The organism is Streptomyces sp. NPDC055243, assembly GCF_044544025.1.
GTDB lineage: Bacteria > Actinomycetota > Actinomycetes > Streptomycetales > Streptomycetaceae > Streptomyces.
Window position 1 is genome coordinate 713,762 of record NZ_JBITWR010000002.1, and the last position, 23,699, is coordinate 737,460.

General features: G+C 72.6%; 22 protein-coding genes. 8 read left to right on the top strand and 14 right to left on the bottom strand.

Annotated elements, in window-relative coordinates; all coding sequences use genetic code 11:
* The first annotated feature begins 38 nt into the window (after positions 1-38).
* Positions 39-548, top strand: a complete 510-nt coding sequence (locus ACIGXX_RS07975) for a MarR family transcriptional regulator (RefSeq protein ID WP_351160856.1) — start codon at positions 39-41, stop codon at positions 546-548.
* Here the strand turns inward: ACIGXX_RS07975 and ACIGXX_RS07980 are convergent.
* Positions 538-1,389: a hypothetical protein gene (locus ACIGXX_RS07980; RefSeq protein WP_351160859.1), complete on the bottom strand. Its 852-nt coding sequence runs from the start codon at positions 1,387-1,389 to the stop codon at positions 538-540. The genes ACIGXX_RS07975 and ACIGXX_RS07980 overlap by 11 nt on opposite strands.
* Positions 1,390-1,537: 148 nt before the next feature.
* On the opposite strand from ACIGXX_RS07980, the gene fes reads away from it, so the two are divergent.
* On the top strand, positions 1,538-2,815 hold the full coding sequence (fes, locus tag ACIGXX_RS07985) for an enterochelin esterase (RefSeq protein WP_399973724.1): 1,278 nt from the start codon (positions 1,538-1,540) through the stop codon (positions 2,813-2,815).
* Here the strand turns inward: fes and ACIGXX_RS07990 are convergent.
* From ACIGXX_RS07990 to ACIGXX_RS08030, 9 genes are all read right to left on the bottom strand, one after another.
* Positions 2,731-3,396 carry a 4'-phosphopantetheinyl transferase family protein gene (locus ACIGXX_RS07990; RefSeq protein WP_399973727.1) on the bottom strand — a complete coding sequence of 222 codons (666 nt, stop codon included), beginning with the start codon at positions 3,394-3,396 and terminating at the stop codon, positions 2,731-2,733. The two genes, fes and ACIGXX_RS07990, sit on opposite strands and share 85 nt — an antisense overlap.
* Positions 3,393-3,596 carry an MbtH family NRPS accessory protein gene (locus ACIGXX_RS07995; protein WP_361461655.1) on the bottom strand — a complete coding sequence of 68 codons (204 nt, stop codon included), beginning with the start codon at positions 3,594-3,596 and terminating at the stop codon, positions 3,393-3,395. The genes ACIGXX_RS07990 and ACIGXX_RS07995 overlap by 4 nt, the downstream gene beginning before the upstream one ends.
* Positions 3,593-7,480 carry an amino acid adenylation domain-containing protein gene (locus ACIGXX_RS08000; RefSeq protein WP_399973730.1) on the bottom strand — a complete coding sequence of 1,296 codons (3,888 nt, stop codon included), beginning with the start codon at positions 7,478-7,480 and terminating at the stop codon, positions 3,593-3,595. Before ACIGXX_RS08000 ends, ACIGXX_RS07995 begins: the two co-directional genes overlap by 4 nt.
* Positions 7,477-7,707, bottom strand: coding sequence for a phosphopantetheine-binding protein (locus ACIGXX_RS08005; protein ID WP_351160872.1), 231 nt, complete (start codon positions 7,705-7,707; stop codon positions 7,477-7,479). The genes ACIGXX_RS08000 and ACIGXX_RS08005 overlap by 4 nt, the downstream gene beginning before the upstream one ends.
* Before the next feature lies 1 nt (position 7,708).
* Positions 7,709-8,341, bottom strand: coding sequence for an isochorismatase family protein (locus tag ACIGXX_RS08010; RefSeq protein WP_351160875.1), 633 nt, complete (start codon positions 8,339-8,341; stop codon positions 7,709-7,711).
* A gap of 129 nt (positions 8,342-8,470) precedes the next feature.
* A complete protein-coding gene (locus ACIGXX_RS08015) occupies positions 8,471-10,096 on the bottom strand; it encodes a (2,3-dihydroxybenzoyl)adenylate synthase (protein WP_361461648.1) in 1,626 nt (541 codons plus the stop codon).
* A complete protein-coding gene (dhbC, locus tag ACIGXX_RS08020; protein WP_351160879.1) occupies positions 10,093-11,313 on the bottom strand; it encodes an isochorismate synthase DhbC in 1,221 nt (406 codons plus the stop codon). Before dhbC ends, ACIGXX_RS08015 begins: the two co-directional genes overlap by 4 nt.
* A gap of 39 nt (positions 11,314-11,352) precedes the next feature.
* On the bottom strand, positions 11,353-12,156 hold the full coding sequence (locus ACIGXX_RS08025; RefSeq protein WP_351160881.1) for a 2,3-dihydro-2,3-dihydroxybenzoate dehydrogenase: 804 nt from the start codon (positions 12,154-12,156) through the stop codon (positions 11,353-11,355).
* Entirely contained in the window at positions 12,153-13,142 is a 990-nt protein-coding gene (locus ACIGXX_RS08030) for an iron-siderophore ABC transporter substrate-binding protein (protein ID WP_361461642.1), read from the bottom strand. Before ACIGXX_RS08030 ends, ACIGXX_RS08025 begins: the two co-directional genes overlap by 4 nt.
* A 226-nt stretch (positions 13,143-13,368) precedes the next feature.
* On the opposite strand from ACIGXX_RS08030, the gene ACIGXX_RS08035 reads away from it, so the two are divergent.
* The 3 genes from ACIGXX_RS08035 to ACIGXX_RS08045 are packed head-to-tail and all read left to right on the top strand — an operon-like array spanning position 13,369 to position 16,329.
* On the top strand, positions 13,369-14,388 hold the full coding sequence (locus ACIGXX_RS08035) for a FecCD family ABC transporter permease (protein WP_399974364.1): 1,020 nt from the start codon (positions 13,369-13,371) through the stop codon (positions 14,386-14,388).
* A complete protein-coding gene (locus ACIGXX_RS08040) occupies positions 14,385-15,506 on the top strand; it encodes a FecCD family ABC transporter permease (RefSeq protein WP_399973736.1) in 1,122 nt (373 codons plus the stop codon). Before ACIGXX_RS08035 ends, ACIGXX_RS08040 begins: the two co-directional genes overlap by 4 nt.
* 4 nt (positions 15,507-15,510) lie before the next feature.
* A complete protein-coding gene (locus ACIGXX_RS08045; protein WP_383817874.1) occupies positions 15,511-16,329 on the top strand; it encodes an ABC transporter ATP-binding protein in 819 nt (272 codons plus the stop codon).
* On the opposite strand, the gene ACIGXX_RS08050 is transcribed toward ACIGXX_RS08045, so the two are convergent.
* The 3 genes from ACIGXX_RS08050 to ACIGXX_RS08060 all read right to left on the bottom strand — a co-directional run bounded on the left by ACIGXX_RS08050 (position 16,307) and on the right by ACIGXX_RS08060 (position 19,936).
* Entirely contained in the window at positions 16,307-17,437 is a 1,131-nt protein-coding gene (locus tag ACIGXX_RS08050; protein ID WP_361462247.1) for a M20 family metallopeptidase, read from the bottom strand. The genes ACIGXX_RS08045 and ACIGXX_RS08050 overlap by 23 nt on opposite strands.
* 190 nt (positions 17,438-17,627) lie before the next feature.
* Positions 17,628-19,064, bottom strand: coding sequence for a VWA domain-containing protein (locus ACIGXX_RS08055; RefSeq protein ID WP_399973740.1), 1,437 nt, complete (start codon positions 19,062-19,064; stop codon positions 17,628-17,630).
* Positions 19,061-19,936: a MoxR family ATPase gene (locus ACIGXX_RS08060; RefSeq protein ID WP_351160890.1), complete on the bottom strand. Its 876-nt coding sequence runs from the start codon at positions 19,934-19,936 to the stop codon at positions 19,061-19,063. Before ACIGXX_RS08060 ends, ACIGXX_RS08055 begins: the two co-directional genes overlap by 4 nt.
* A 357-nt stretch (positions 19,937-20,293) precedes the next feature.
* On the opposite strand from ACIGXX_RS08060, the gene ACIGXX_RS08065 reads away from it, so the two are divergent.
* The 3 genes from ACIGXX_RS08065 to ACIGXX_RS08075 all read left to right on the top strand — a co-directional run bounded on the left by ACIGXX_RS08065 (position 20,294) and on the right by ACIGXX_RS08075 (position 22,539).
* Positions 20,294-20,791, top strand: a complete 498-nt coding sequence (locus tag ACIGXX_RS08065; protein WP_399973744.1) for a winged helix-turn-helix transcriptional regulator — start codon at positions 20,294-20,296, stop codon at positions 20,789-20,791.
* Positions 20,792-20,902: 111 nt separating this feature from the next.
* A complete protein-coding gene (locus tag ACIGXX_RS08070) occupies positions 20,903-21,445 on the top strand; it encodes an SRPBCC family protein (protein WP_351160895.1) in 543 nt (180 codons plus the stop codon).
* Positions 21,445-22,539 carry an LLM class flavin-dependent oxidoreductase gene (locus tag ACIGXX_RS08075; protein WP_366462666.1) on the top strand — a complete coding sequence of 365 codons (1,095 nt, stop codon included), beginning with the start codon at positions 21,445-21,447 and terminating at the stop codon, positions 22,537-22,539. Before ACIGXX_RS08070 ends, ACIGXX_RS08075 begins: the two co-directional genes overlap by 1 nt.
* On the opposite strand, the gene ACIGXX_RS08080 is transcribed toward ACIGXX_RS08075, so the two are convergent.
* Positions 22,445-23,650: a methyltransferase gene (locus tag ACIGXX_RS08080; protein ID WP_399974367.1), complete on the bottom strand. Its 1,206-nt coding sequence runs from the start codon at positions 23,648-23,650 to the stop codon at positions 22,445-22,447. The genes ACIGXX_RS08075 and ACIGXX_RS08080 overlap by 95 nt on opposite strands.
* Positions 23,651-23,699: the final 49 nt, after the last annotated feature.

Consider the following 23,699-nt stretch of genomic DNA (forward strand, 5'->3'; position numbering starts at 1 on the left):
ACGACATGCATGATACACATACCGAGTACGATGACTCCATGGACAATCCCGGTCGTCGCATCGACAAGCCCCTAGGCCGCCCGGACAAGCCTGTTCGACAGGTCGAATTCGAGACGATGCTGCTCGGACGGCACTCGCACCTGTTCAATCCCCGCACGCGCTCGTCCGGCGGACGCCTGGACCGCAGTGCCTACATCCTGCTCAGCCGCATCCAGATGGACGGTCCGATGTCCATCGGCCAGCTCACCGACGCCTTCGGTCTCGACGCCTCCACCCTCAACCGGCAGACCGCGGCCATGATGCGCGGCGGACTCGTCGAGCGCATCCCCGACCCCGACGGCGGCATGGCCCGCAAGTTCCGCATCTCCGCCGAGGGCACGCGGCAACTCGACGCCGACCGGGCCGAGTACACCCAGGGCCTGGAGAAGGTCCTGGGCGACTGGTCACGGGAGGACGTGGCGACGTTCGCCGGGTTCCTCCAGCGCTTCAACACCGACATCGAGCGCCTGGAGGGGCATCCCTGGCCGCGTCCCCGGGCTACTTCTTGAGCCCGTCCATCGCCGCGCGGGTGTCGGACGTCAGCATCTCCTCGACCTCCGCCGCGGTCGGCGGCTCGGCCTTGTCGTCCGTGCCGCCGTACGAGCTCCAGTGCATCTGGTACGTGAACCAGCCGTCGCGCACGGCAAGGGTCATGCCGTTCAGGTCGTCCGCGTCCGTGCCGCTCGTCTCGGTCACCAGGAACGCCTCGTCCCCGATGCCGCTCACGGCCTTGGTCTTGTAGCTGTACGCCTTCTGCGACTGGTCCTCGTAGGCCTTCTGCTCCGAAGCGAAGTCGCCCGCCGGGTCGGTGGCCTTGTGCCACCGGGCGGTGGAGTAGACGAAGGTGCTCGAATAGGAGTCGGCGTCCGCGTCCGGGTCCTTGAGCTTGCGGCTGCAGTAGCCCTGGTCGAACGCCTTCTGCCGGGAGCCGTAGTTCGTGGTCGACGCGGTGTCCAGGTCGATCTCGTACTTCTTCTGGAAGGCGTCCAGCGGGGAGACGTCGCAGAGGTTCTTCGTGTACTGGTAACCGCCGAGGTCCGCCTTCGCGTCGCCGCCGCCGGAGCCGCTGTCGGAGCCGAGGTCGCCGGTGGCGAACAGCGCTCCCGCCCACAGGGCCGACGCGACCACGACGCCGCCGATTCCCCACACCCAGCCCGGCGTGGGCCTGCGCGGCCCTGCCGGGGGAGCGGGCGGGGCGGGCGGCTGGCCGTACGGGCCCGGCTGTTGGCCGTAGGGGCCCGGCGGCTGGCCGTAGGGCTGAGGCGACACCCCGCCCGGGGGCTGCTGGTAGGGATTCGGGGTCTGCTGGTACGGATTGGGCTGGTTGGGCTGCGGGTTCGGTATCGACATAGGCGGCAATGTACCGGTGGCCCCGGGGCAGGCGACGCGGCCATGCCCTGGTCGGCGCAGGGGGCGCCGACTCAAGTAAGGTCACCCTTAGCCATGTGTGCGCAGGAGCAGTGAACGTCTGCGCAGCGAACCCCTGGAGGCTCCCCCGATGCCGCTCACCGCTCCTCCCGACGGGGCCACCCGTCGGCCGCCCCGCATCCCGCGACCGCGCCCCGTCGAGCGCGCGGAGAGTGCGTGGCTGGAGCGGGCCGTGGAGCGCGGCGACTTCTGGGGCGACGTGCGGGCCTTTGGCGGGACGCCGGTCGTCGAGCCCGACCCGCAGGGCGACGACGGGCACCGGGTGGTCACCTTCCTGTGGCGCGGCACGGACGCGACCCGCGCCGTCCTCGTCATGCCGAACAAGATCGTCGACCCGCGTGACATGACCCCCAACCTGATGGAGCGGGTGCCGGGCACCGACATCTGGCACTGGTCGATCCGGATGCGCGCCGACTGGCGAGCGACCTACAGCCTGTGCGTGGACGAGGGGGACGGACCGCAGGAACAAGGCGCCTACTGGCCCTGGCTGCGACAGCAGCAGCGCACCGACCCGCTCAACGCGCGCACCCTCACCCGGCGTTGGGGCGGCGTCCCCGTCTCGTACGTCGAGCTGCCGCAGGCGCCGACCGGCGACGACTGGCAGCGCCGCGACGGCATCGCGCACGGCACCGTCACCACCCACTCCGTCCGCAGCGAACTGCTCGGCAACGAACGGCGCGTGCATCTGTACGAGCCGCCGGGCGGCGGGCGCGACCTGCCCGTCCTGGTCCTGATGGACGGCGAGATGTGGCAGCCGGGCCTGGATGTCGCGGCGCTCCTGGACAACCTCATCGCCGACGGCCGCATCCCGCCACTCGCCGCCCTGCTCCCCGAATCCCTCGGCGCCGACCAGCGCTGGGCCGAACTCGCCTGCAACGAGCGGTTCGTCGGGTTCCTGGAGACCGAACTGCTGCCCTGGGCCGGCGAGCGGCTGTCCCTGACCGGCGATCCGGCCCGGACCGTCGTCGCGGGCCAGAGCCTCGGCGGCCTCACCGCCGCGTATGCGGGAGTGATCGCGCCGGGGCGGTTCGGCCGCGTCCTCGCACAGTCGGGGTCCTTCTGGTGGCCCGACGGGCCGGACCTGGAGCGCTCCGAGTGGCTGACCGGACGCATCGCGGCGAGCGAGAGGCTGCCGGTGCGGTTCTGGCTCTCGGCCGGCGAGCAGGAGTGGGTCGCGCTGCCCGCCATGCGCAGGCTGCGCGCCACCTTGCGGGAGAAGGGGTACGACGACGCCGTGTACCGCGAGTTCAACGGCGGGCACGACTACCTGTGCTGGCGCACCGAACTCGCGGACGGACTCGTCGGGCTGCTCGGCGCCGAGTCCGCGACGGACACCGCCGCCGCATAGCCCTCGGGCACGGCCACGTCCCGTACTGTCCAGCCCGGGACGGCGAGGGGCGTGCGCCCCGTCCCCACCAGCAGCGACGCCATCCCGCCACCGGCGAGGCCCTCACCCGTCCCCTTGAGGCACGCCTCCTTGCGGGTCCAGCAGCGGGCGAAGGCCAAAGGCCGCTCCCCATCAGGGAGTTCGGCCAGTTCGGCCCGCTCCCGGGGATGCAGGGACGCCGCCACGTCGGCCAGCACGCCCGCGGACGGCAGCTTCTCGACGTCGGCGCCGACCGGCCGGTCCGCGAAGGCGAGCAGCGCCAGGCCGTCGGTGTGCGAAAGCGAGAAGTGCGGGCCCGCCCCTCCGGCCACGGCGGGACGGCCGTGCGGACCGCCGCAGAGCGGGCACGGCAGCCGTACCAGCTCCACCGCCGCCGGATCGACGCCGAGGTGCGCGCCGAGCCGCCGGCGCAGCTCGGAGTGTGCCGCCGCGTACAGCTCCCGGTCCGCGGGGCGCCGCAACGCCGCCGCCCGGCGCCGCTCGTCGGCGTCCAGGAGCGACACGTCGAGCGGGGCCGGGCGGACCAGGTGGAGCTCCGTCACGCGGGCGGTTCCTGGAGGCGGGCCACACAACGGCCGTAGGTCTCCGGGCCGTACACCGCCGTCCAGCCCTCGGGCGCGTGGCGGAAGACCGGCCACAGGGAGTACTCGCCGAGCGCGTTCTCCAGGACCAGGTGGGTCGGCTCGGTGTCGGTTCCGGTGCCGGTGTCGACCGCGTCGAAGGGGCCGGGTGTGCTCGTCATGCGTGGTCCAGCTCCTTGAGACGGGCGGCGAGGACGGCACAGACCTCGTCGAGACGGCGCGGCTGGGTCAGCTCCGGGTGCAGGCAGTCCACGTCGTGGTTGCTGATCGAGCCGCTGACGTACGGCGCCCAGGCCTCCCTGGTCAGCCAGTCCTCCGCGCGCGGCGCGGAGGCCGTGAAGAACAGCGCGTCGCCGTCGAACGCGCGGTGCTCGTGCTCGCGCATCAGGCGGGCGTTGTTGACCACGATGTCGAGGACCGCCGTCAGCGTCCGGTCGGGAAGCCCCGCCAGGGCGCTGCCCTCGCGCTGGAGCGTCGCCAGGACGTCCTCGCGGGTCAGCTCGTCCGTCAGGTCGTAACCCGCCATCCGCAGCAGCGCCTTGAGGGCGTCCGCCTCCGCCGGGACCGCCGCGTCGCGCCACTGGTCGGACGGATAGGCGTCGAGCAGCGCCAGCAACTCGACCTCCTCGCCCGCCTCCTGGAGCAGTACGGCGACCGTGTGGGCGAGGACGCCGCCCACCGACCAGCCGAGCAGCCGGTAGGGGCCGTGCGGCCGGACGGCCCGCAGGGCGTCGACGTACTCGGCCGCCATCTCCTCCATCGTGGCCGGGAGTCCTCCCTCGCCGTGCAGCCCGCGCGCCTGGAGGCCGTACACCGGCTGGCCGGGATCGAGCCGCGAGAGCAGCCCCGAGTAGCACCAGCTGATGCCGCCGGCCGGGTGGAACGCGAACAGCGGGGTGCGGTCGCCGCCCGCGCGCAGCGCGAGCAGCACGTCCAGGGCGTGGTCGGCGTCGCTGTGGTCCGCGTCCAGGTGGGCGGCGAGCGCCGCCGGGGTCTGCGCCTGGAAGAGCGAGCCGATGGTGAGCCGGGCGCCGAGCGTGTCGCGGACCCGGGCGACCAGGCGGGCCGCCAGGAGCGAGGTGCCACCGAGGTCGAAGAAGGCGTCGTCCACGCCGAGTTGGGGCACGCCGAGGATCTCGGCGAAGAGCCGGGTGAGCGTCTCCTCGCGGTGGCCGCCGGGCACCCGGCCGCCGTCGCCGGACCCCTCGAAGGCGGGGGCGGGCAGGGCGCGCCGGTCCAGCTTGCCGTTCGGGCTGAGCGGGAAGTCGTCCAGGACGACGATCGCGCCCGGCACCATGTAGTCGGGCAGCGTGCGGGCCAGCCGGGTCCGCAGCTCCTCGGGGGCGGGGACGATTCCGGTGTCGGAGGGCGTCACGTACCCCACGAGCCGCTGATCGCCCGGCCGGTCCTCGCGGACCAGGACGCTGGCCGCTCCCACCGCCGGATCGGCGGCCAACTCGGCCTCGATCTCGCCCAGTTCGATGCGCAGACCGCGCAGCTTCACCTGGTGGTCGGTGCGGCCCAGGTACTCGATCTCGCCGTGCTCGGTCCAGCGCGCCAGGTCGCCCGTGCGGTACATGCGGGTGCCGGGCGGGCCGTACGGATCGGCGACGAAGCGGGACGCGGTCAGCTCGGGCCGCCCCAGATACTCGGCTGCCAGCTGCGTCCCCGCCAGGAACAGCTCGCCCTGGATGCCGGGCGGGCACGGCTGGAGCGCCGCGTCCAGGACGTACAGGCGGGTGTTCCAGACGGGCCTGCCGATCGGCACGGGGCCCGTCGCGCCGGTGGCGCACGGGTGGTACGTCACGTCGACGGCGGCCTCGGTCGGGCCGTACAGATTGTGCAGCGGCACGCCGTCGAGCACGCGCCCGAACTCCCGCACCGTCTCGCGCGGCAACGCCTCGCCGCTGCAGAAGACGTGCCGCAGGCCCGCGCAGTCAGCGGCGGCGGGCTCGGACAGGAACACCTGGAGCATCGACGGCACGAAGTGGCAGACGGTGACGTCCTGTTCGCGGATGACGCGCGCGAGGTACGCCGGGTCCTTGTGGCCGCCCGGCTCGGCGACGACCAGCGTCGCACCCACCCGCAGCGCCCAGAAGAACTCCCACACCGACACGTCGAACCCGGACGGCGTCTTCTGCAACACCCGGTCACCGGCGGTAAGTTCGTACTCGGCCTGCATCCAGCGCAGCCGGTTGTCGATCGCCGAGTGCGGCACGACGACGCCCTTGGGGCGGCCCGTCGACCCGGACGTGTAGATGACGTAGGCGGGGTGGTGCGGGGTGAGCGCGCGCGGTGGGTCGTACGTGCCGTACGGCGTCGTGTCCAGGCGGTCCAGGGCGACGAGCGGCACACCCGACGCGGGCACCCGGTCGGCGCGGTCGGCGATCACGCAGGCAGGGCCCGCGTCGTCCAGCATGTACGCGAGGCGGTCCGCCGGGTAGTCCGGGTCCAGGGGCAGATAGGCGCCGCCCGCCTTGAGCACGGCCAGGAGCGTGACCACCAGGTCCAGGGAACGGGGCACGGCGACCGCCGCCAGCGCGCCCGGACGTACGCCCACCTCGATGAGGTGGTGGGCGAGCCGGTTGGCGCGGGCGTTCAGCTCGGCGTAGGTCAGCTCCTGGTCGCCGAAGACCAGGGCGGTGGCGTCCGGGGTGCGGACCACCTGACCCTCGATCGGGCCGATCAGGGTGGTGGGCGGCACCGGATGCGCCGTGGCGTTGAACTCGTCGACCACCAGGGAGAGTTCGATGCGGCGCGCGATCGTGTGCTCGGCCAGCGGGGTGTGCGGTCCCGCCTCCGCGATGCGCTCCAGGAGCTCCATGAACCGCGCCTGGTGGACGCCGAGTTCGTCCGGCTCGTACAGGGCGGGGTTGCCGTCGTAGTCGATGCGCAGGCCGCTGCCGTCGGCGCGGTCGTAGACGTTGACCGTGAGGTCGTCGACCGGGCCCGCCGACAGGTTGTGGGCGTCGGTGCGGGCGCCCGCGAAGGTCAGGCCGTAGTCGAACGGCATGACATTGATCAGCGGTCCGACCAGCGAGCGGCCCTCGCCGAGCAGGCCCAGGTCGCGGCGGATGTCCTCGTAGCGGTAGCGCTGGTGGCGGCGGGCGGCACGGATGCCGAGCACCACCTGCCGGGTCAGCTCGGCGAAGGTCGCCCGCGGGGTCACGGTGAGCCGCAGCGGCAGCACGTTCATCACCATGCCGGGCACGCGAAGCGCCACCGAACCCATGCGGCCCATCATCGGCAGGCCGAGCACCACCTCGGCGGAGCCGGTGGCCCGCGAGACGTACAGGGCCTGCGCGGCGACGAGCACCTCGGGCCAGGTCGCCCGCATCGAGGACGCCGACTCCCGCAGCCGGGACGTCGCCTCGGGGGAGAGGCGGGCGCTGCGGCGGTGGAAGGTGCGCGACGGCAGCGCGGTACGCCCCGCCAGGTTGGGGGCGTCGGGCCGGTCGGCGAAGGCGCCGTCCCAGTGGCGGCGGTCGGTGTCGAACGCCTCCGACGCGCGGTACGCGGTGTCCTCGGCGACCAGGTCCTCAAGACGCCCGAAGGGGCTCTGGCCGGGCGACTCGCCCGCGGCCAGCGCGGTGTACACCTCTGCGGTGCGCCGCGCGAGCAGCGAGTAGCCGAAGCCGTCCATCACGATGTGGTGCACCCGCTGGTACCACAGCCAGCGCTCGTCGCCGACGCGGAACAGCGCGTGCGTGAACAGCGGCCCGGCCGCCAGGTCGAACGGCGTGGCCAGGTCCTCGCGCATCCACGCCCGCGCCTCGGCGTCCGGGTCGGGCGCGGCGCGCAGGTCGCGCACCTTCAGCGGCAGCGTCGGGTCGACGACCTCCAACTGCTGTGGCCCGTCGGCCCCTTCGATGATCCGTACGCGCAGGGCGTCGGCCTCGGACACCACCTGACGCAGCGTCCGCGCGAACAGCGACGGGTCGACGGGACCGTGGATCTCCAGGCACTCGGCCGTGTTCTGGGCCGGGCTGCCGGGGTCGAGCGCCTGCGCGAACCACATGCCCGACTGGGCAGCGGTGAGCCTCATGCCGAGGCTCCCAGAATCGGCGCCCAGGCCTCGATGGCGGGCTGCTCGGCCAGGTCCACGAAGGTCGCGGTGATCTCGTGCTCGCGGCGCCAGCGCTCGATGAGCGACATGATGCGCACCGAGTCAAGGCCGTAGTCGACGAGGTTCTCGTCGAGGGGGATGTCGGCCGGGTCCTCGCCGAGCACATCGGCGACGTCGGCCCGTATGAGTTCCACGCTGAGCGCCATGTCAGATCCCCTTCAGAACCGTGTCGGTGGTGGTGACGACCGCGCACCGTCCGGCCGCGTAACGCAGCGCCATGTCGTGGTCCTCGCGGGAGAAGTCGGCCACCGCGTCCGCGACGACGAACGCCTGAACGTCCCGCATCCACGCGTCGCAGGCCGTCATCAGGACGCCGATGTGCGCGTACACGCCGACGATGACGATCTGGTCCCGGCCCGCCGCGCGCATGCGCTCCTCGAGGTCGGTGCGGACGTACGCGCTGTACTTCCACTTCGTGAGCACGGTGTCGCCGGGCTCCGGCGCGACCGGGCCCGCGATGGCCTTGGCGTGCTCGTCGTCGGGCAGCCCGGGGCCCCAGAAGTCCTGCTGGAGACCGCGTTCGGCCGGCGACTGGCCGCCCGGCTGCGCCGAGTACAGCACGGGGATGCCCGACGCGCGCGCCGCCTTCGCCAACTCGCCCACGTTCGCAAGGAGTTCGGTGGTCGGCGAGGTGTCGGGGGTGTAGGCGGTCAGGAAGTGGTTCTGCAGGTCGTGGACGAGCAGCACCGCCCGCTGCGGGTCGATGGTCCAGGAGACCCGGTTGGCGGGCAGTTCCTCGGACGAGGGCATCGGGTACGGCGTGACGGCGGGGAGCGCCATGGTGGTGGCCTTTCGGGAAATCCAGGAAAGCTGGGTGGATCGGGTGCTGCCGGGCAGTGGTCGGCTGCCCGGAGCCGGAGCCGGAGCCGGAGCCGGAGCCGGAGCCGGAGCCGGAGCCGGGGGCGGGGGTCAGCCGCCCGGGGCCGCGGCGGTCGTCCGCTGGTCCTTCTTGCTGATCTTGCCGATGCCGGTCTGCGGGAAGGCGGTCACGAACTCGACCCGGTCGGGCACCTTGTAGGCGGCCAGACCGCGCTCCCGTACGAACTTCTTGATGGCGACGGGCTTCAGCGGTTCGGCGTCCGCGCGCAGGATCACGTACGCCAGGGTCCGCTCGCCCAGATACTCGTCGGGCACGGCGACGACCGACACGTCGTGGACGTGGGGGTGGGCGAGGATGATGTTCTCGACCTCCTCCGGTGCGATCTTCTCGCCGCCGCGGTTGATCTGGTCCTTGGCCCGGCCCTCCACCACCAGATGCCCGGTGGGGGTGCGGCGCACGATGTCGCCGGTGCGGTAGAAGCCGTCGGCGGTGAACGAGCGGGCGTTGTGCTCGGGCGCGCGCCAGTAGCCGCGGATGGTGTACGGACCGCGGGTCAGCAGGTGGCCCGCCTCGCCGTCGGGGACCTCCTGGTCGAGGTCGTCGACGATGCGGATCTCGTCGGCCGGGGAGATCGGGCGGCCCTGCGTGGTGACGATGGTCTCCGCCGGGTCGTCCAGACGCGTGTAGTTGACCAAACCCTCGGCCATCCCGAAGACCTGCTGGAGGGTGCAGCCGAGCGCGGGGGCGACCCGGCGCGCGGCCGACTCGCTGAACTTCGCGCCGCCCACCAGGAGCACCTCCAGGCTGGAGATGTCGTACGGCGTGGTGCGTCCCGCGTCCGTCCACACCAGGGCGAGCGGCGGGACGAGACCGGTGATCGTCACCCGCTCCCGTTCGATGAGCGGGAACGCGGTGTCCGGGTCGGGCTGCGGGCACAGCACGACACGGCCGCCCGCGTAGAGCAGCCCCAGCGAACCGGGAGACGACAGCGGGAAGTTGTGCGCGGCGGGCAGCGCCACCAGGTAGACGGAGTCCTCGGTCACGCCGCAGAGTTCGTTCGAGCCCCACAGCGAGTACATGTAGTCGTCGTGGGTGCGGGGAATCAGCTTGGGCACGCCGGTGCTGCCGCCCGACAGCTGGAGGAACGCGAGGTCGGACGGTTCGGGTCCGTCGACCGGCGCCGGCTCGCGCGGCACGTCGGACAGTGCCGTGTGCTCGCCCGGCTCGCCCACCACGAACACCTCGCGCAGGGTGGGCACTTCGGCGCGGATCTTCGAGGCGAGGTCACGGTGGTCGAAGCCGCCTGCCCGGTCCGGGATGACGTAGGCGACGGCCTCGGTGAACTCGCAGAAGTAGTGGATCTCCGTCTCGCGGTGCGCGGGCAGCGCGAAGACCGGCAGGGCGCCGATCCGGAAGAGCGCGAAGATCACCTCGAAGAACTCGGCGACGTTCGGCAGCTGGACGACGACCCGGTCGCCCTTGGCGATGCCGCGGGCGGCGAAGCCCGCGGCCAGCTGGTCGGCGCGCACGTCGAGTTCGCCGTACGTCCAGTTCCGGTCCCCGTCGGTGATCGCGACCCGCGCGGGGTGCGCGTCGGCACGCTCGCGGAGCATGCCGCCGAACGTCTCGCCGCGCCAGTACCCGGCGGCGCGGTAGCGCTCGGCGAAGACCTCGGGGATGGGCGGTGCGTCTGTGCGCCTGTCTGCCGTCGTCATCGGTCGACCCCCACCGCGTCCAGGAACGTACGGAACTTGGCGCCCGTCTCGGCCCGTTCGGCCTCCGGCGAGGAGTCGGCCACGACCCCCGCGCCCGCGAAGAGCCGCAGCTGTCCGCCGCCGCTCTCCGTCTCCTCGGCCTCGGCGCAGCGGATCGTGACGACCCACTCGCCGTCGCCGCGCGCGTCGCTCCATCCCACCATGCCGGTGTAGTGGCCTCGGTCGAAAGGCTCCAGTTCGCCGATGACGCCACGGGCGTGCCCGGTAGGGGTACCGCAGACAGCCGGAGTCGGGTGCAGGGCGGTCGCCAGCTCCAGGGCGGAGGTGGCCGGTTCGGCCAGCTCGCCGGTCACGGTCGTCGACAGGTGCCACATGGTGGCGGTGCGCACCAGCGTGGGCCGCTCCGGCACCTCCAGGTCGGTGCAGAACGGGGCGAGGGCCTTGTGCACGGCGTCCACGACGACGGCGTGCTCGTGCAGGTCCTTCGCCGATTCCAGCAGCGCGGCGGCCCGGCGCACGTCCTCGGCGAGGTCCGCCGAGCGGGGCGTCGAACCGGCCAGGGGGTTGGCGGTCAGGCGGTTGCCGTGCCGGGAGACGAGCAGCTCCGGGCTGGCTCCCAGGAGGGTGCGTCCCGCGCCCGTGGGCACGGCGAAGGAGTAGCCGCGCGGGTCGCGCCGGGCCAGGCGCTGGAGCATCGCGGGCAGGTCGAGCGGGCTGTCCGTGGACAGCTCCAGGGTGCGGGCCAGGACGACCTTGTCGAACTCACCGCGCTGCATGCGCGCCACGGCGGCCTCGACCGAAGCCGCGTACTCCGCTCCGGAGGGAACCTCGCGCACCTGCCAGCCGCCGGCTGTGGCGGGCGGCTGGGTGGGCAGCGCGACCAGCGGGTCGGTGCGCAGCGCGGGCGCCCAGCGGGTCGCTTCGGGCACGGCGAGCACGGCGCGCGCGGCGGGGTCGAAGGGGATGGAGCCGACCACGATCGGGGCCTGGTTGCCCGCGCGTCGCTGCGCGTCGAGGGTGGCGGCGACCCGCTCCGTCAACGGCCGTTCGTCGTGCGGAACTTCGGCGGCCGTGCCGTGGGCGAGGAGGGTGCGGGTGGGCGACGCGAAGAACCGGGTGTCGCCGGGTCGGTAGGCGTCGAGCAGAGCGGTTGCCGCGCCGACGGCCCCGGGGGTGGTGGGGGCGGCGGGAGCGACCACGTCATGGGGGGGTGTCACGGATGACTCCTCGTCAAGTAGGGGAGGGCGGCGCGGCTTTCAGGCGCGCAGGGTGGCGCCGCCGTCCACGTACAGGTCGTGCAGGGTGATGTGCCTGGCCCGGTCCGAGACCAGGAAGGCGACCGCGTCGGCGATGTCGGAGGGGTCGGCGATCCGGCCGAGCGGAATGCCGACCCGGTAGGAGGCCGGGTCACCGTCGATGACCCGGGCCTCGGCCCGCTCGTGATCGCCCGTCCACAACTGCCGCTGCATGTCGGTGTGCGTGGAGCCCGGCGACACGACGTTGCAGCGCACGCCGTCGCGGGCGACCTCCAGGCCGAGGCATTTGGTGAACATCGTGGCCGCGGCCTTGGACGCCGCGTACGCGGCCATCTGCGTGCGGGGCACTCCGGCGGCGTTCGAGCCGACCGTGACGATGGACCCCTTGCCCCGTGCGGTCATGCGGCGGGCCGCGGCGCGCGAGGTGTGGAAGACGCCGTTCGTGTTGACGGCGAAGGTCTCCGCCCAGTCGGTGTCGGTGAGTTCGACGACCGGGGCGGGCCGCAGGATGCCCGCCACGTTGACGAGGATGTCCAACGGCCCCGTGGTGCGCTCGATTTCCTCGAACGCCGCGTCCACGGCGGCCGCGTCGGTCACGTCGAGGACCATGCCGGTGATGCGGCCGCCGCCCTCGGGCCGCGCCTCGACGTCCTGCTTCTTGACGTCGGGCGACCGGTCGGCGGCCACGACCCGCGCGCCGCGCTCGGCGAGCGCGCGGGCCACGGCCTGTCCGATGCCCCGGCCCGCGCCGGTGACCAGAGCCACCCGGCCCGCGAGCTCAGGGTCGGTTATGCCGGAAGTCACTTGCCCATCGCCTTCTCGACGTCCTCCAGGACCGACACGGCGGCCTGCGCGCCGCCCAGGCTGGTCCACTTCGAGCCGTCGATCTCGGTGGTGTGGTCCTTCTTGACCGCGTCGAGCTGCTTGTACGCGGCCTTGCCCTTCAGCTCCTTGAAGAGGTCGGCGTCCGGTCCCGCGGAGGCGAGCGTGCCGATGAACAGCCAGTCGGCGTCGATCTGCTTGAGGTCCTCGTCGCTGAGCGGCGTCGAGTGGCCCTCGCCCTTCTTGTTCTGGATGCCGGGGCGCTTGAAGCCGAGGTCCTTCAGGACGTCGGAGATGAACACGCCCTGCTGCATCACGGCGGTGCCCTTGGCGGAGTAGCGCGCCACGGAGACGCTCGCGCCCGCGTTGTCGCCGAGGTTCTTCTTCACGGCGGCGGCCTTGGCGTCGTAGTCCTTGAGGAACGCGTCGGCCTCGTTGGACTTGCCGAGCACCTCGCCGGTGATCTCCAGGGACTTCTTCCAGTCCTTGGTTCTGTCGATCGTGACGACCGTCGGGGCTATCGCCTTGAGCTGCTTGAGCACCTGCTGGTCGGCGAGCTGACCGGCGAGGATGACGTCCGGCTTGGCCTGCAGGACCTTCTCGATGTCGGGGCCGGTGACGGCGCCCACGACCGGGATGTCCTTGGCCTGGTCGGCCAGGTACTCGGGGGCACCCTTCTGGCCGCGGCCCGCGGAGAGGCCGACGGGCTTGACCTTCAGGGCGAGGGCGGAGTCGAGGTCCATCTCGCTCAGCGCGACGACCTTCTCGGGATTGGCCGGAACCTTTACCTCCGCACCGGAGGCGTCGGTGACGGTGACGTTCTTCGCGGCGTTCTTGGCCTTGTCGCCGGAGCCGGAGCCGGAGTCGTCGGACGAGTCCGAACCACAGGCGGAAAGAGCGAGCGCGGAGGCCAGAGTGAGGGCCGCAACCGCGGTCAGCCGGGTGCGCGGGGAGTGGTTCGAGGGCATGTCCGTGATCTCCATGATTCTGTAGTCCGGCGGTCAGTCCGGACATAAGGGTCATCCCTGGCCGTGTCGGGGCATGACGAATTGCCCCTGAAGGAACAGGGAGTTCGCCGCCACCCCGACTCGGGGCTCCAGGTCAAGGTTAGGTTAGGCTAACTTCATGTTGGTTGCGCAAGGGGGGCCGGTCCCAACGTCCGGATCCAGACCTCCGATACCGGACTTGGCGAAGATGCATCGCCCCACACTGTGGGCGGCCGCCGCCCTCGTCGTCCTGCTCCTGCTGCTCGGCCTCCTTTCGCTCCTGGTCGGGTCGGGATCGACGCCGATGGGCCGCGCCTGGGACTTCGTCACCGGGGATCCGTCGGCGCGGGCCGACGCCCAGATCCGCCTCGCCGTGATGGACGTACGCCTTCCGCGTACGCTCGCCGGCGTCCTGGTCGGTGTCGCCCTCGGCGCGGCGGGCTGCCTCCTGCAGGCCGTCACGCGCAACCCGCTCGCCGAGACGGGCCTCCTGGGGGTCAACTCGGGCGCGGCGCTGGGTGTCGTGATCGGCCTCACCTACTTCGAAGTGACCTCCGCGTACGGCGTGTTGGTCTGGGCCCTGGTCGGCGGCATGGCCGCGAGCGCGGTGGTGCTCCTGCTCGCCGCGTCCGGCCGGGCCGCGGGCTCGCCGCTGCGGCTGGTGCTCGCCGGATCGGCGCTGGGCGCCACCTTCCACGGCATGACGTCGTACGTCCTCCTCGGCGAGCAGGCCACCTTCGACACCTACCGCTACTGGACCATCGGCTCGCTGGCCGGGATCAAGACCTCCGAGACCTACCCCTTGATCCCGCTGATCGCGGTCGGACTCCTCATCGCCTTCTGCTGCGTACGCCCGCTCTCCGCCCTCGCGCTCGGCGACGACAGCGCACGCTCGCTGGGCCACCACCCGGGGCGCATCCGCCTGATCGTGGCGGCGGCGGTGACGCTCCTCGCGGGCTCGGCGGTCGCACTCGCCGGACCCATCGCCTTCCTCGGTCTCCTCGCCCCCTACGCCGCGCGCGCCGTCACCGGCCCCCGGATGGCGGGCCAGTTGGTGCTCTCCGCACTGGTCGCGGCGAACGTGATGATCGCCGCCGACCTGCTCGCCCGGGTCGTGATCCGCCCCTGGGAGACCCCGGTGAGCGTGCTTCTCGCCTTCATCGGCGGCCCGTTGCTGATCTGGATCGCACGGTCGCAGCGGATGTCGACGGCGGGGGTTGCGGCGTGAGTACCCATGAGACACCGGAGGCTGTTCCGGAGACCCCGCGGGCTTCGCAGGCTTCGGAAGCGGTCCCGGCCGACATCACCCCGCCCGACTCCACCGCCGTACGCGTCGGCACCTTCTCCTGGCTCTTCCCCTACCGCAGCGCCCTCGCCGCCGTCGGACTCACGCTGGTGATCGGCGTGGTCGTCTCGCTCGCCACCTTCGCCAGCTCCACCGGAATGAGCTTCTCCGACAGCCTCTCCGGGCTGCTCGGAACCGGCGACTCCGCCACCGTGATGCTGGTGCAGGACTTCCGGCTGCCGCGGATCGCCGTCGGGCTCATGGTCGGCGCCGCGCTCGGCATCGCCGGGTGCCTGACCCAGACCCTCGCTGGCAACCGGCTCGCCACCCCCGACATCATCGGCGTCAACGAAGGCGCCACCGCGGCCGTCGTCGCCTCCGTCGTCGGCTCGTCCACCGGCATGATCGGCGACTGGTGGCTCGGGCCGCTCGGCGCCGCCGCCGCGGCCATGGTCGTCGTCGCCTGCGCGGGCGGCGCGGGCAGCGGCGGATACCGCATCCTCGTCGTCGGCATCGGCGTCTCCACCGTCATCGGCGCCGTCACCGACCTCGTCATGTCCCGCGAGAACGACAACACCGCGGGCGGCGTCTTCCTCTGGACCGTCGGCTCGCTCAGCGGCCGGGACTGGAGCGTCGGCACGCCCCTGTCGCTGCTCCTGCTCGTCCTCGTCCCGCTCTCCCTCGTCGCCGGAAGCCGCCTCCAACTCCTGCGCTTCGACGACGACATGGCGTCCACCCTCGGCGTCAACGTCCGCCGCGTGCGCGCCGTGACCCTCGCCCTCGCCGTCGCCCTGTCCGGCGTGGCCGTCGGCATCGGCGGACCGATCGCGTTCGTCGCGCTCGCCGCCCCCGTCGTCGCCACCCGGCTCAGCGGCCCGACCCGCGTCCCGATCATCGGCTCGGCCCTGGTCGGCGCGGCCCTGGTGGGCGCCGCCGACGCGCTCGGCCGCGTCGTCGCCCCCGTGGAGATCCCGGTGGGCGTCATCACCAGCGTCCTCGGCGGACCCTTCCTCCTGTGGGTCCTCTTCGGCAAGAACTCCGAGCAGACCGGAAAGGCCTGACCCCGTGCAACTGACCGTCGAGGCGCTCACCTCCGGCTACCCCGGCCACACGGCCGCCGTGGACGGCGTCGACCTGACCATCCCCAGCGGACAGGTCGCCGCCATCGTCGGCCCCAACGGCTGCGGAAAGTCGACGCTCCTTCGCTCCATCTCCCGCCTCCACAAGCCGAGTTCGGGCACGGTGCACGCCGGGGACGAGGACGTGTGGCGGCTCACCCAGCGCCGCGCGGCGCACCGCATCGCACTGCTCGCCCAGTCCCCGCAGGCCCCCGAGGCGGTCACCGTCGCCGGACTCGTCCGCTACGGCCGCCACCCCCACCAGGGCCTGTTCCGCCAGTGGTCGCGCGAGGACGAGGCCGCCGTGCGCGAGGCCCTCGAAGCCACCGGCACCACGGACCTCGCCGCGCGCCGCCTCGACCACCTCTCCGGCGGCCAGCGCCAGCGCTGCTGGCTGGCGATGGTCCTCGCGCAACAGACACCGATCGTTCTCCTGGACGAGCCGACGAGCGCGCTCGACCTCGGGCACGCGGTCGAAGTCCTGTCCCTGGTGAGGGAGGTGGCCGCGGCGGGCCGCACGGTCGTCATGGTCCTGCACGACCTGGCGAGCGCCGCGCGCTACGCCGACACCGTCATCGCCATGAACGCCGGAAAGATCGTCGCGAACGGCCCGGCCCGCGATGTGGTGACCGCCGAGCTGGTCAAGGAGCTGTACGGGATCGACGCGGACATCCTTCAGGCACCGGGCGACGGCTCCCCGGTGGTCGTACCGACGATAAAGGCGAAGGCCAAGGCGAAGGCGCCTACGAAATCTCCGAGCGGCTGACGGCGAAGTCCGCGGCCGTCCACGCGAGCCCAACGGCCCCGTCGACCATGGCCTGTTCGGCGACCGGCGTGGCGGCCGCCGCGGCGAACTCCGGCTGGTGCGGGCCGCAGCCGCCCCCGCTGATGTCGAGCACGGGGTGGATCGAGGGCACGACGTGCGAGACGTTGCCCATGTCCGTGGACGCGAAGGGCCCGCGCCGCTGCGGCTCGGGCCGCCCGAGGGCGCGCGCGTTCGCCTCCCACAGCGCGACGAGACCGGCGTCGGACCGGAAGTCGAGATAGTCGGGCGCGGGCTGCTCCAGCTCCACCGCGCACCCGGCCGCGAGCGCCCCCGCCCGGAAACAGTCGGCCACCCGCTCCCGTAGCTCGCGCAGCTCCTCCACCGACGGCGTCCGCAGCGCGTAGGCCGCGCTGGCCCGCTCGGGAATCGCGTTGAGCGCGGTCCCGGCCTCGGTGGTGATGCCGTGCACCTTCCACTCCCCGGGCAGCTGCTGGCGCAGCAGCCCCAGGGCCACCTGCGCCACGGTCAGCGCGTCGGCCGCGTTCCGCCCGTCCTGCGGGTTGAGCGCGGCGTGCGCGGACTTGCCGGTGTACTGAACGGAGAGCGCCCCCATCGCGTACGAGTGGAAGTCGGCGACCTCGAACGGACACGGGTGGATCATCATCGCCGCGTCGACGCCCTTGAAAGCCCCGGCGTCGAGCAGCAACGCCTTCCCGGCACCACTCTCCTCGGCAGGCGTACCCAACACCCGCACGGTGAGCCCCAGTTGCTCGACGAAGGGAGCGAGCCCGAGAGCGGCCCCCACTCCGGCCGCCGCGATCAGATTGTGCCCACAGGCATGCCCCATGCCGGGCAACGCGTCGTACTCACAGGTGAACGCGACGGTCACGGGCCCCGACCCCAGGACCGCCTCGAAGGCGGTGTCGAGCCCGTACGCGGGCGCGGTCACCGCGAAGCCGTGCGCACGCAGCACGTCCGCACACCACCCGGCGGCCTGCCGCTCCTCGAAGGCGATCTCCGGATGGGCGTGAATGCGCCGACTGAGCCCGACGAGCTCACCCCTGACGTCACTGATCCGCTCCCGGATCTCCTCCTTGACCTGGTCCACGCCGCCTGCCACGTCGTCTCCTCGCCGTTCCGCCCACCGCTGCCGGGACAGCTTAAGGCGGTGCGGCCCGGGTCCCGGAGCGCCGCCCTCGGGCACGGCCGCAGGGGATGCCAAGGCGTTGATTTCTTCGAACCGCCGGGGCCCTCATGGGTCCCGGGGCCGCCGGCGGACGTCGGCGGACGTCGGCGGATCAGACCGGCAGCAGCCGGGCGATCAGGGCGCTGAGCTGCCGCGCGTTGCGGCACTCGTACATCTCCACCAGCTCGGCGTACGTCCCCGCCGCCGAGTCGCCCGTCTGCCACTGGGCCCGGCGCTCCGGGTTGAGCCAGTACACCTTGCGGGCGCGCGACGCGAGGGTGCGCAGGGCGGGGACGTTCGGGTCGCTCATGTTCGTGCGGGCGTCGCCGAGCACGAAGACCGTGGAGCGCGAGGTGACCGCATCGGCGTAGCGCTCGGTGAACTCGCCCAGGGAGGAGCCGTAGTCGCTGCTGCCGTGGTAGCCGGTGACCGCCGCCCCGGAGATGATCCGGCTGCCCAGGCCCTCGGGGTCGGACGTGCCGCGCGCGATGAGGTCGGTCACCTCGTCGACACGGTTGACGAAGGCGAAGACCCGCACCTTGCTGAACTGGTCGTGCAGCGCCTGGACCAGCAGCATCGTGAAGTTGGCGAAGCCCGCCACCGAGCCCGACACGTCGCACAGGAGGACCAGTTCGGGGCGTGCGGGGCGGCGCCGCCGCAGGACCGGGCGCATCGGGATACCGCCCGTCGAGAGGGAGCCGCGCAGGGTCCTGCGCAGATCGATGTGGCCGCGGGCGGCCCGGCGGCGGCGCGCGGCCAGGCGCGTCGCCAGTTTGCGGGCAAGGGGCTGGACCGTCCTGCGGAGTTCGTCGAGCTGCGCGCGGCCCGCGATGAGGAAGTCCACCCGGTCGGCGGTCGGGGCGATGGCCCGTCGCGCGATCTCGTCCGCGCCGCGCCGCTCGGCGATCCGGCGGCGCGCTTCGGTGCGCACCTGGCCGCGGAAGCTCTCGATGCGGCGGCGGATCTCGTCGGCCGTGAGGCGGTCGGTGAAGTCGTCTTCGGCCGTTCCCTGGCGGATACCGGCCAGGATGCGGGCCAGCAGGGTCTCCGGACGGAGCCGGGACAGCGTCTGGTGCGACGACCATCCGTCCGACCCGCCTGCGCCGCCCGACCCGCCTGTGCCGCCCGACCCGCCTGTGCCTCCGGAGCCCGGCCGCGTCCCGTATCCGCCCATGCCGTCCACCGCCTCAGCCGCCAACTGGGCCAGCAGCGCTTGATCGTTGGCGGCCAGTGCCGCTGCCAGGCGGTCCCGTAGGTCGTCCCTGTCGAAGCCCCGCCCCGTGCCGGAGGTGTCCTTGGTGTCCGGCGCCCCGATCCCGCGCGGAAAGTACAGGTCGAAGACCGGGTCGAACACCGGCCGCTGCCCCTCGCTGTGCAGCAGCGCCGCCGCCAGCCCCTCCCGCACCCGCTCCCGGTCGGTGAGGCCGAGCGCCTCGATGGCCCGCCCGGCGTCCACCGTCTCGCCCGTACCGATCCGGATGCCGTGCGAGCGCAGCGCCTGCACGAGTGCGGTGAGACGCTCGGGGACCCCGGTCGCCGCCGCCGTCACACCGCGTCCAGGTCCAGCTTGGCCGCCGCCTTCAGCACGTCGTCCTGGTGCTTGAGCACGACGCCGAGCGTGTCGCGTACCACGTCTTCGTCGAGGGTGCCGGCGCCGAGGGCGAGCAGCGTACGGGCCCAGTCGATGGTCTCCGCGACCGACGGCACCTTGCGCAGGTCCATCGCGCGCAGCGCGCCGACCACGCGGACGACGGACTGCGCGAGCGCCTCGTCGAGTCCGGGCACCTTCAGGCGCACGATGCGGCGCTCCAACTCCTCGTCGGGGAAGCCGATGTGGAGGAAGAGGCAGCGCCGGCGCAGCGCCTCGGAGAGCTCGCGGCTCGCGTTCGAGGTGAGGACGGTGAAGGGGCGGCGCGTGGCGGTGATGGTGCCCAGCTCGGGGACCGTGACCTGGAAGTCGCTCAGGACCTCCAGGAGCAGCCCCTCCACCTCGACGTCCGCCTTGTCGGTCTCGTCGATCAGGAGGACCTTCGGCTCGTCGCCGCGGATGGCGGTGAGCAGCGGGCGCGGCAGCAGGAACTCCTCGCTGAAGATGTCCGTGCGCGTCTCGTCCCACGACTCGTCGCGGCCCGCGGTGATGCGCAGGAGCTGCTTGGCGTGGTTCCACTCGTAGAGCGCGCGGGACTCGTCCACGCCCTCGTAGCACTGGAGGCGGACCAGGCGTGCGTCCGCGACCTCGGCGACGGCCTTGGCCAGCTCGGTCTTGCCGACCCCCGCCGGACCCTCCACGAGCAGCGGTTTGCCCAGGCGGTCGGCCAGGAAGACGGTGGTGGCGACGGCCGGCGAGGCCAGATAGCCCGTCTCGGCGAGCCGCGTGGCGACATCGTCCACGGAAGTGAAGAGCAACGGGGCCTCCGGCATGGCGGGTGCGACGTGATCGCGAGTCGGGTGGTGGGACACAGCGGCCGATTTGGGGTGGTCGGGCACAGCGGCTGATTCGGGGCGGTGGAGCACGACAGCGGATCGGAGTGGTGGAGCACAACGGTGGATCGGGGCGGGTGGAGCACAACGGTGGATCGGAGTGGTGGGGCACAGCGGCTGGTTCGAGTGGGCGGGCAGAGCAGCTGCTGCCACTTGATCAGCCCTCTGCGCCGCTCCACAACGCCGCCGCCGCGTTTGCGTCGAACGTCACGTGATCGCTCCCGCACCCGCCACGGGCTGCTGAGTCCAGTCCCGAGACCCACCGGGACCGCTGGTCCCTTCTCGTATCCTTGCGGCATGAGGCGGACCTCCTTTGCCGACTGGCCCTGCTCCATCGCCCGCACCATGGACCTGCTGGGCGACTGGTGGACCCCGCTCGTGCTGCGCGAGGCCTTCTACGGGATCAAGCGGTTCGACGTCTTCCAGCAGGAGCTGGGCATCGCGCGCAACACCCTGACCGACCGGCTGCGCCGCCTGGTCGACGAGGGCCTGATGGAGAAGCGCGCCTACCAGAGCGAGCCGGTCCGCTACGACTACGTGCTCACCGAGAAGGGCCGCGACTTCTTCGGCGTGCTCGCCGTGATGAACAGCTGGGGCAACCGCTGGCTGAGCGGCGACGAGGGCGCGCCGGTCGTCTTCGAGCACGACCGCTGCGGGCACGAGGCCGAGGCCGAGGTGGTCTGCGGCCACTGCAAGGAGCCGATGTCGGCCGCGGACACGCATCCGCGCCTGGGCCCCGGCTACCCGGCGCGGCTCGCCGAACGGCCGGACATCCGGGACCGCTTCAACCGCTGAACCCCTGCCTCACCGTCGGGGACCTCACCCTTGACGAGTGAGTCTATCTACGCAACTCTCGTGGTCAGCGGCTACAGAGTTGACTAGTTGACTACAGAGAGGCGACCCACGATGGAGTGGACAGGCGCGCGTTACGCGGACGGGCCGACGGCCGAGGTGCGGACACGGATCGCCGCGTCACCGGAACGCGTGTGGGAGTTCGTCTCCGACATCGGCCTGATGCCCACGCTCAGCGCGGAGCTGCGGTCGGTCGAGTGGCTGGACGGGGCGACCTGGCCCGTGCCCGGCGCCCGGTTCGTCGGCCGCAGCGAGCACGCGTCGTTCGGTGCGTGGGAGACCACGTCGTACGTCGTGGAGTGCGAGGCCCCGCGCGTGTTCGCCTGGGCCGTCGAGGACCCCGAACGCCCCAGCGCCCTCTGGCGGTTCAGCCTCGGGGCGGCGGACGACGGCGGCACCGAGCTGACCCAGTGGGTGCGGATGGGGCCGGGTCGCTCGGGCCTGTCGTACGCGATCGACCGGATGCCGGAGAAGGAGCAGAAGATCGTGTACGTACGGATGCGGGAGTTCGAGCAGAACATGACCGCCACGCTGGACGCGATCAAGAAGCTGGCCGAGGGCGCCGCTTCCGGGTCGGCCGGGGAGGCGAAGGCGTGATGCGTACGTCGACGACCATCGAGGCGTCCGGGGCGAACTGGCGGGAGACCGTCGACTTCGTCACCGAGGCCGAGAAACTGGGCATGGACATCTGCTGGGTCGCCGAGGCCTGGGGCTCCGAAGCGCCGTCCCCGCTGGGCTACTTGGCCGCGCGCACGGAGCGCATGCTGCTCGGCTCCGGCATCATCCAGCTCGCGACCCGGACCCCGGCGGCCATCGCCCGCGCGGCGATCACCCTCTCGAACATCTCCGAGGGCCGCTTCATCCTCGGCCTTGGACCGTCGGGGCCGCAGGTGATCGAGGGCCTGCACGGCGTGCCGTTCGCGCGGCCGCTCACCCGGATGCGGGAGACCGTGGAGATCGTCCGCCAGGCCGCCACGGGGGAGAAGATCTCGTACGCGGGACGGGAGTTCACCGTGCCGCTGCCCGGGGGCGAGGCCAGGCCCATGCGCCTGTCGATGCGCGCCGAGCACGAACTGCCCATCTACCTGGCCACGCTCTCGCCCAAGATGCTGCGCCTGACCGGCGAGATCGCCGACGGCTGGCTGGGCACCAGCTTCGTCCCGGAGGGTGCGAAGGAGGCCTACTTCGACCACCTCGACGCGGGCCTCGCCGCCTCCGGCCGCACTCGCGGCGACCTGAACATCTGTCAGGGCGCCGAAGTGGCCTTCGCCGAGGACGAGGACGCGCTGCGCACGATGGTCGCGAGCCGCAAGAAGGAGCTCGCCTTCAGCCTGGGCGGCATGGGCTCGGCCACCACCAACTACTACAACAACGCCTACAGCAGGCAGGGCTGGGCCGACATCGCGGCTGAGGTCCGCACCCGCTGGCAGGGCGGCGACCGCGACGGCGCGGCGGACCTGATCACCGACGACATGGTCCTCGCCACCACCCTCATCGGCACCGAGGACATGGTCCGCGAGCGGCTGAGGGTGTGGCGGGACGCGGGCGTGGACACGGTCCGCTTCTATCCGGCGGGCGAGAGCCTGGACGCGCGGCTCACGACCCTGGGGCGGGCGATCGAACTGGTCCGGGAGGTGGAGCGGCAGGGGAGCCCTCCGGTGGCCCGGCCGTCAGCCGCCACAGCGACGTGACCTCGGCGGCGCGGGCCGCGTGCAGGGGGTCCGCGGGGTCGGCTGCCCGGGGGTGGTGCGGCCGGGTGTCGATGCGGGCGGCGACGTGCAGGCCCGCCGCCGTGATGGCGCCGCCGAGTTCGCCCGGGGCGCGCAGGCCCAGGTGCTCGGCCAGGTCCGACATGATCAGCCAGCCTTCGCCGCCGGGCAGCAGATGTTCGGCCAGGCCCGTCAGGAAGGCGTGCAGCATGGCGCCCTTGGGGTCGTAGACGCCCTGCTCAAGGGCCGAGTTGGGCTTCGCGGGCAGCCAGGGCGGGTTGCATACGACCAGGGCGGCGCGGCCCGGCGGGAAGAGGTCGCCGCCGGTGGCGATCTCCACCTGGCCGGTGAGGCCGAGGCGGCTGACGTTGGCGCGGGCGCAGGCCACCGCGCGGGGGTTGTTGTCGGTGGCCACGACGTGGCGGATGCCCCGGCGGGCAAGGACCGCGGCGAGGACGCCGGTGCCGGTGCCGAGGTCGTAGGCGGGCCCGCCGTGCGCGGCGGGGCCGGGCAGCGGCGCCTGCGCCACCAGGTCGACGTACTCGCCCCTGACCGGCGAGAACACCCCGTAGTGCGGGTGGATCCGGGCGCCGAGCGCGGGGACGTCCACGCCTTTGGCGCGCCACTGGTATGCGCCGAGCACACCGAGCAGCTCCCGCAGCGAGACCACCGACGGGGTCGGCAGGGGCGGACCGTACGCCTCCGCGCAGGCCGCCCGGACGTCCGGCGCCCTGCGCAGGGCGAGCGTGTGGTCCGTGTCCAGCGGCACCAGGAGCCTGCCGAGTACGCGGGCCCGGTGGCCGCTCGCGCGGCGCTGGAGATGGAAGGCCGCGGTCGGTGACGGGACCGCCGACGGAGCCGCCGTCGGGGTCTTGCGGTCGACGCGCCGGCCCATCGCCCGGAGCAGCTGGCGCGCCTGGTGGTAGTCGCCCCGCCACAGCAGGGCGGTGCCTTCGCAGGCCAGGCGGTGGGCGGTGGACGCGTTCATGCGGTCGTCGGCGACGACGACACGGCGGGGCGCCGGCATTCCGGTCTCGGAGTGCCAGCGTGCGGTGTGCTCGGCGTCGCCGTCGATCCAGCGGATCCAGTGGATCTCGGACACAGATACTCCTCAGAGAGTGAACGTGCGGGGCACGAAGAGC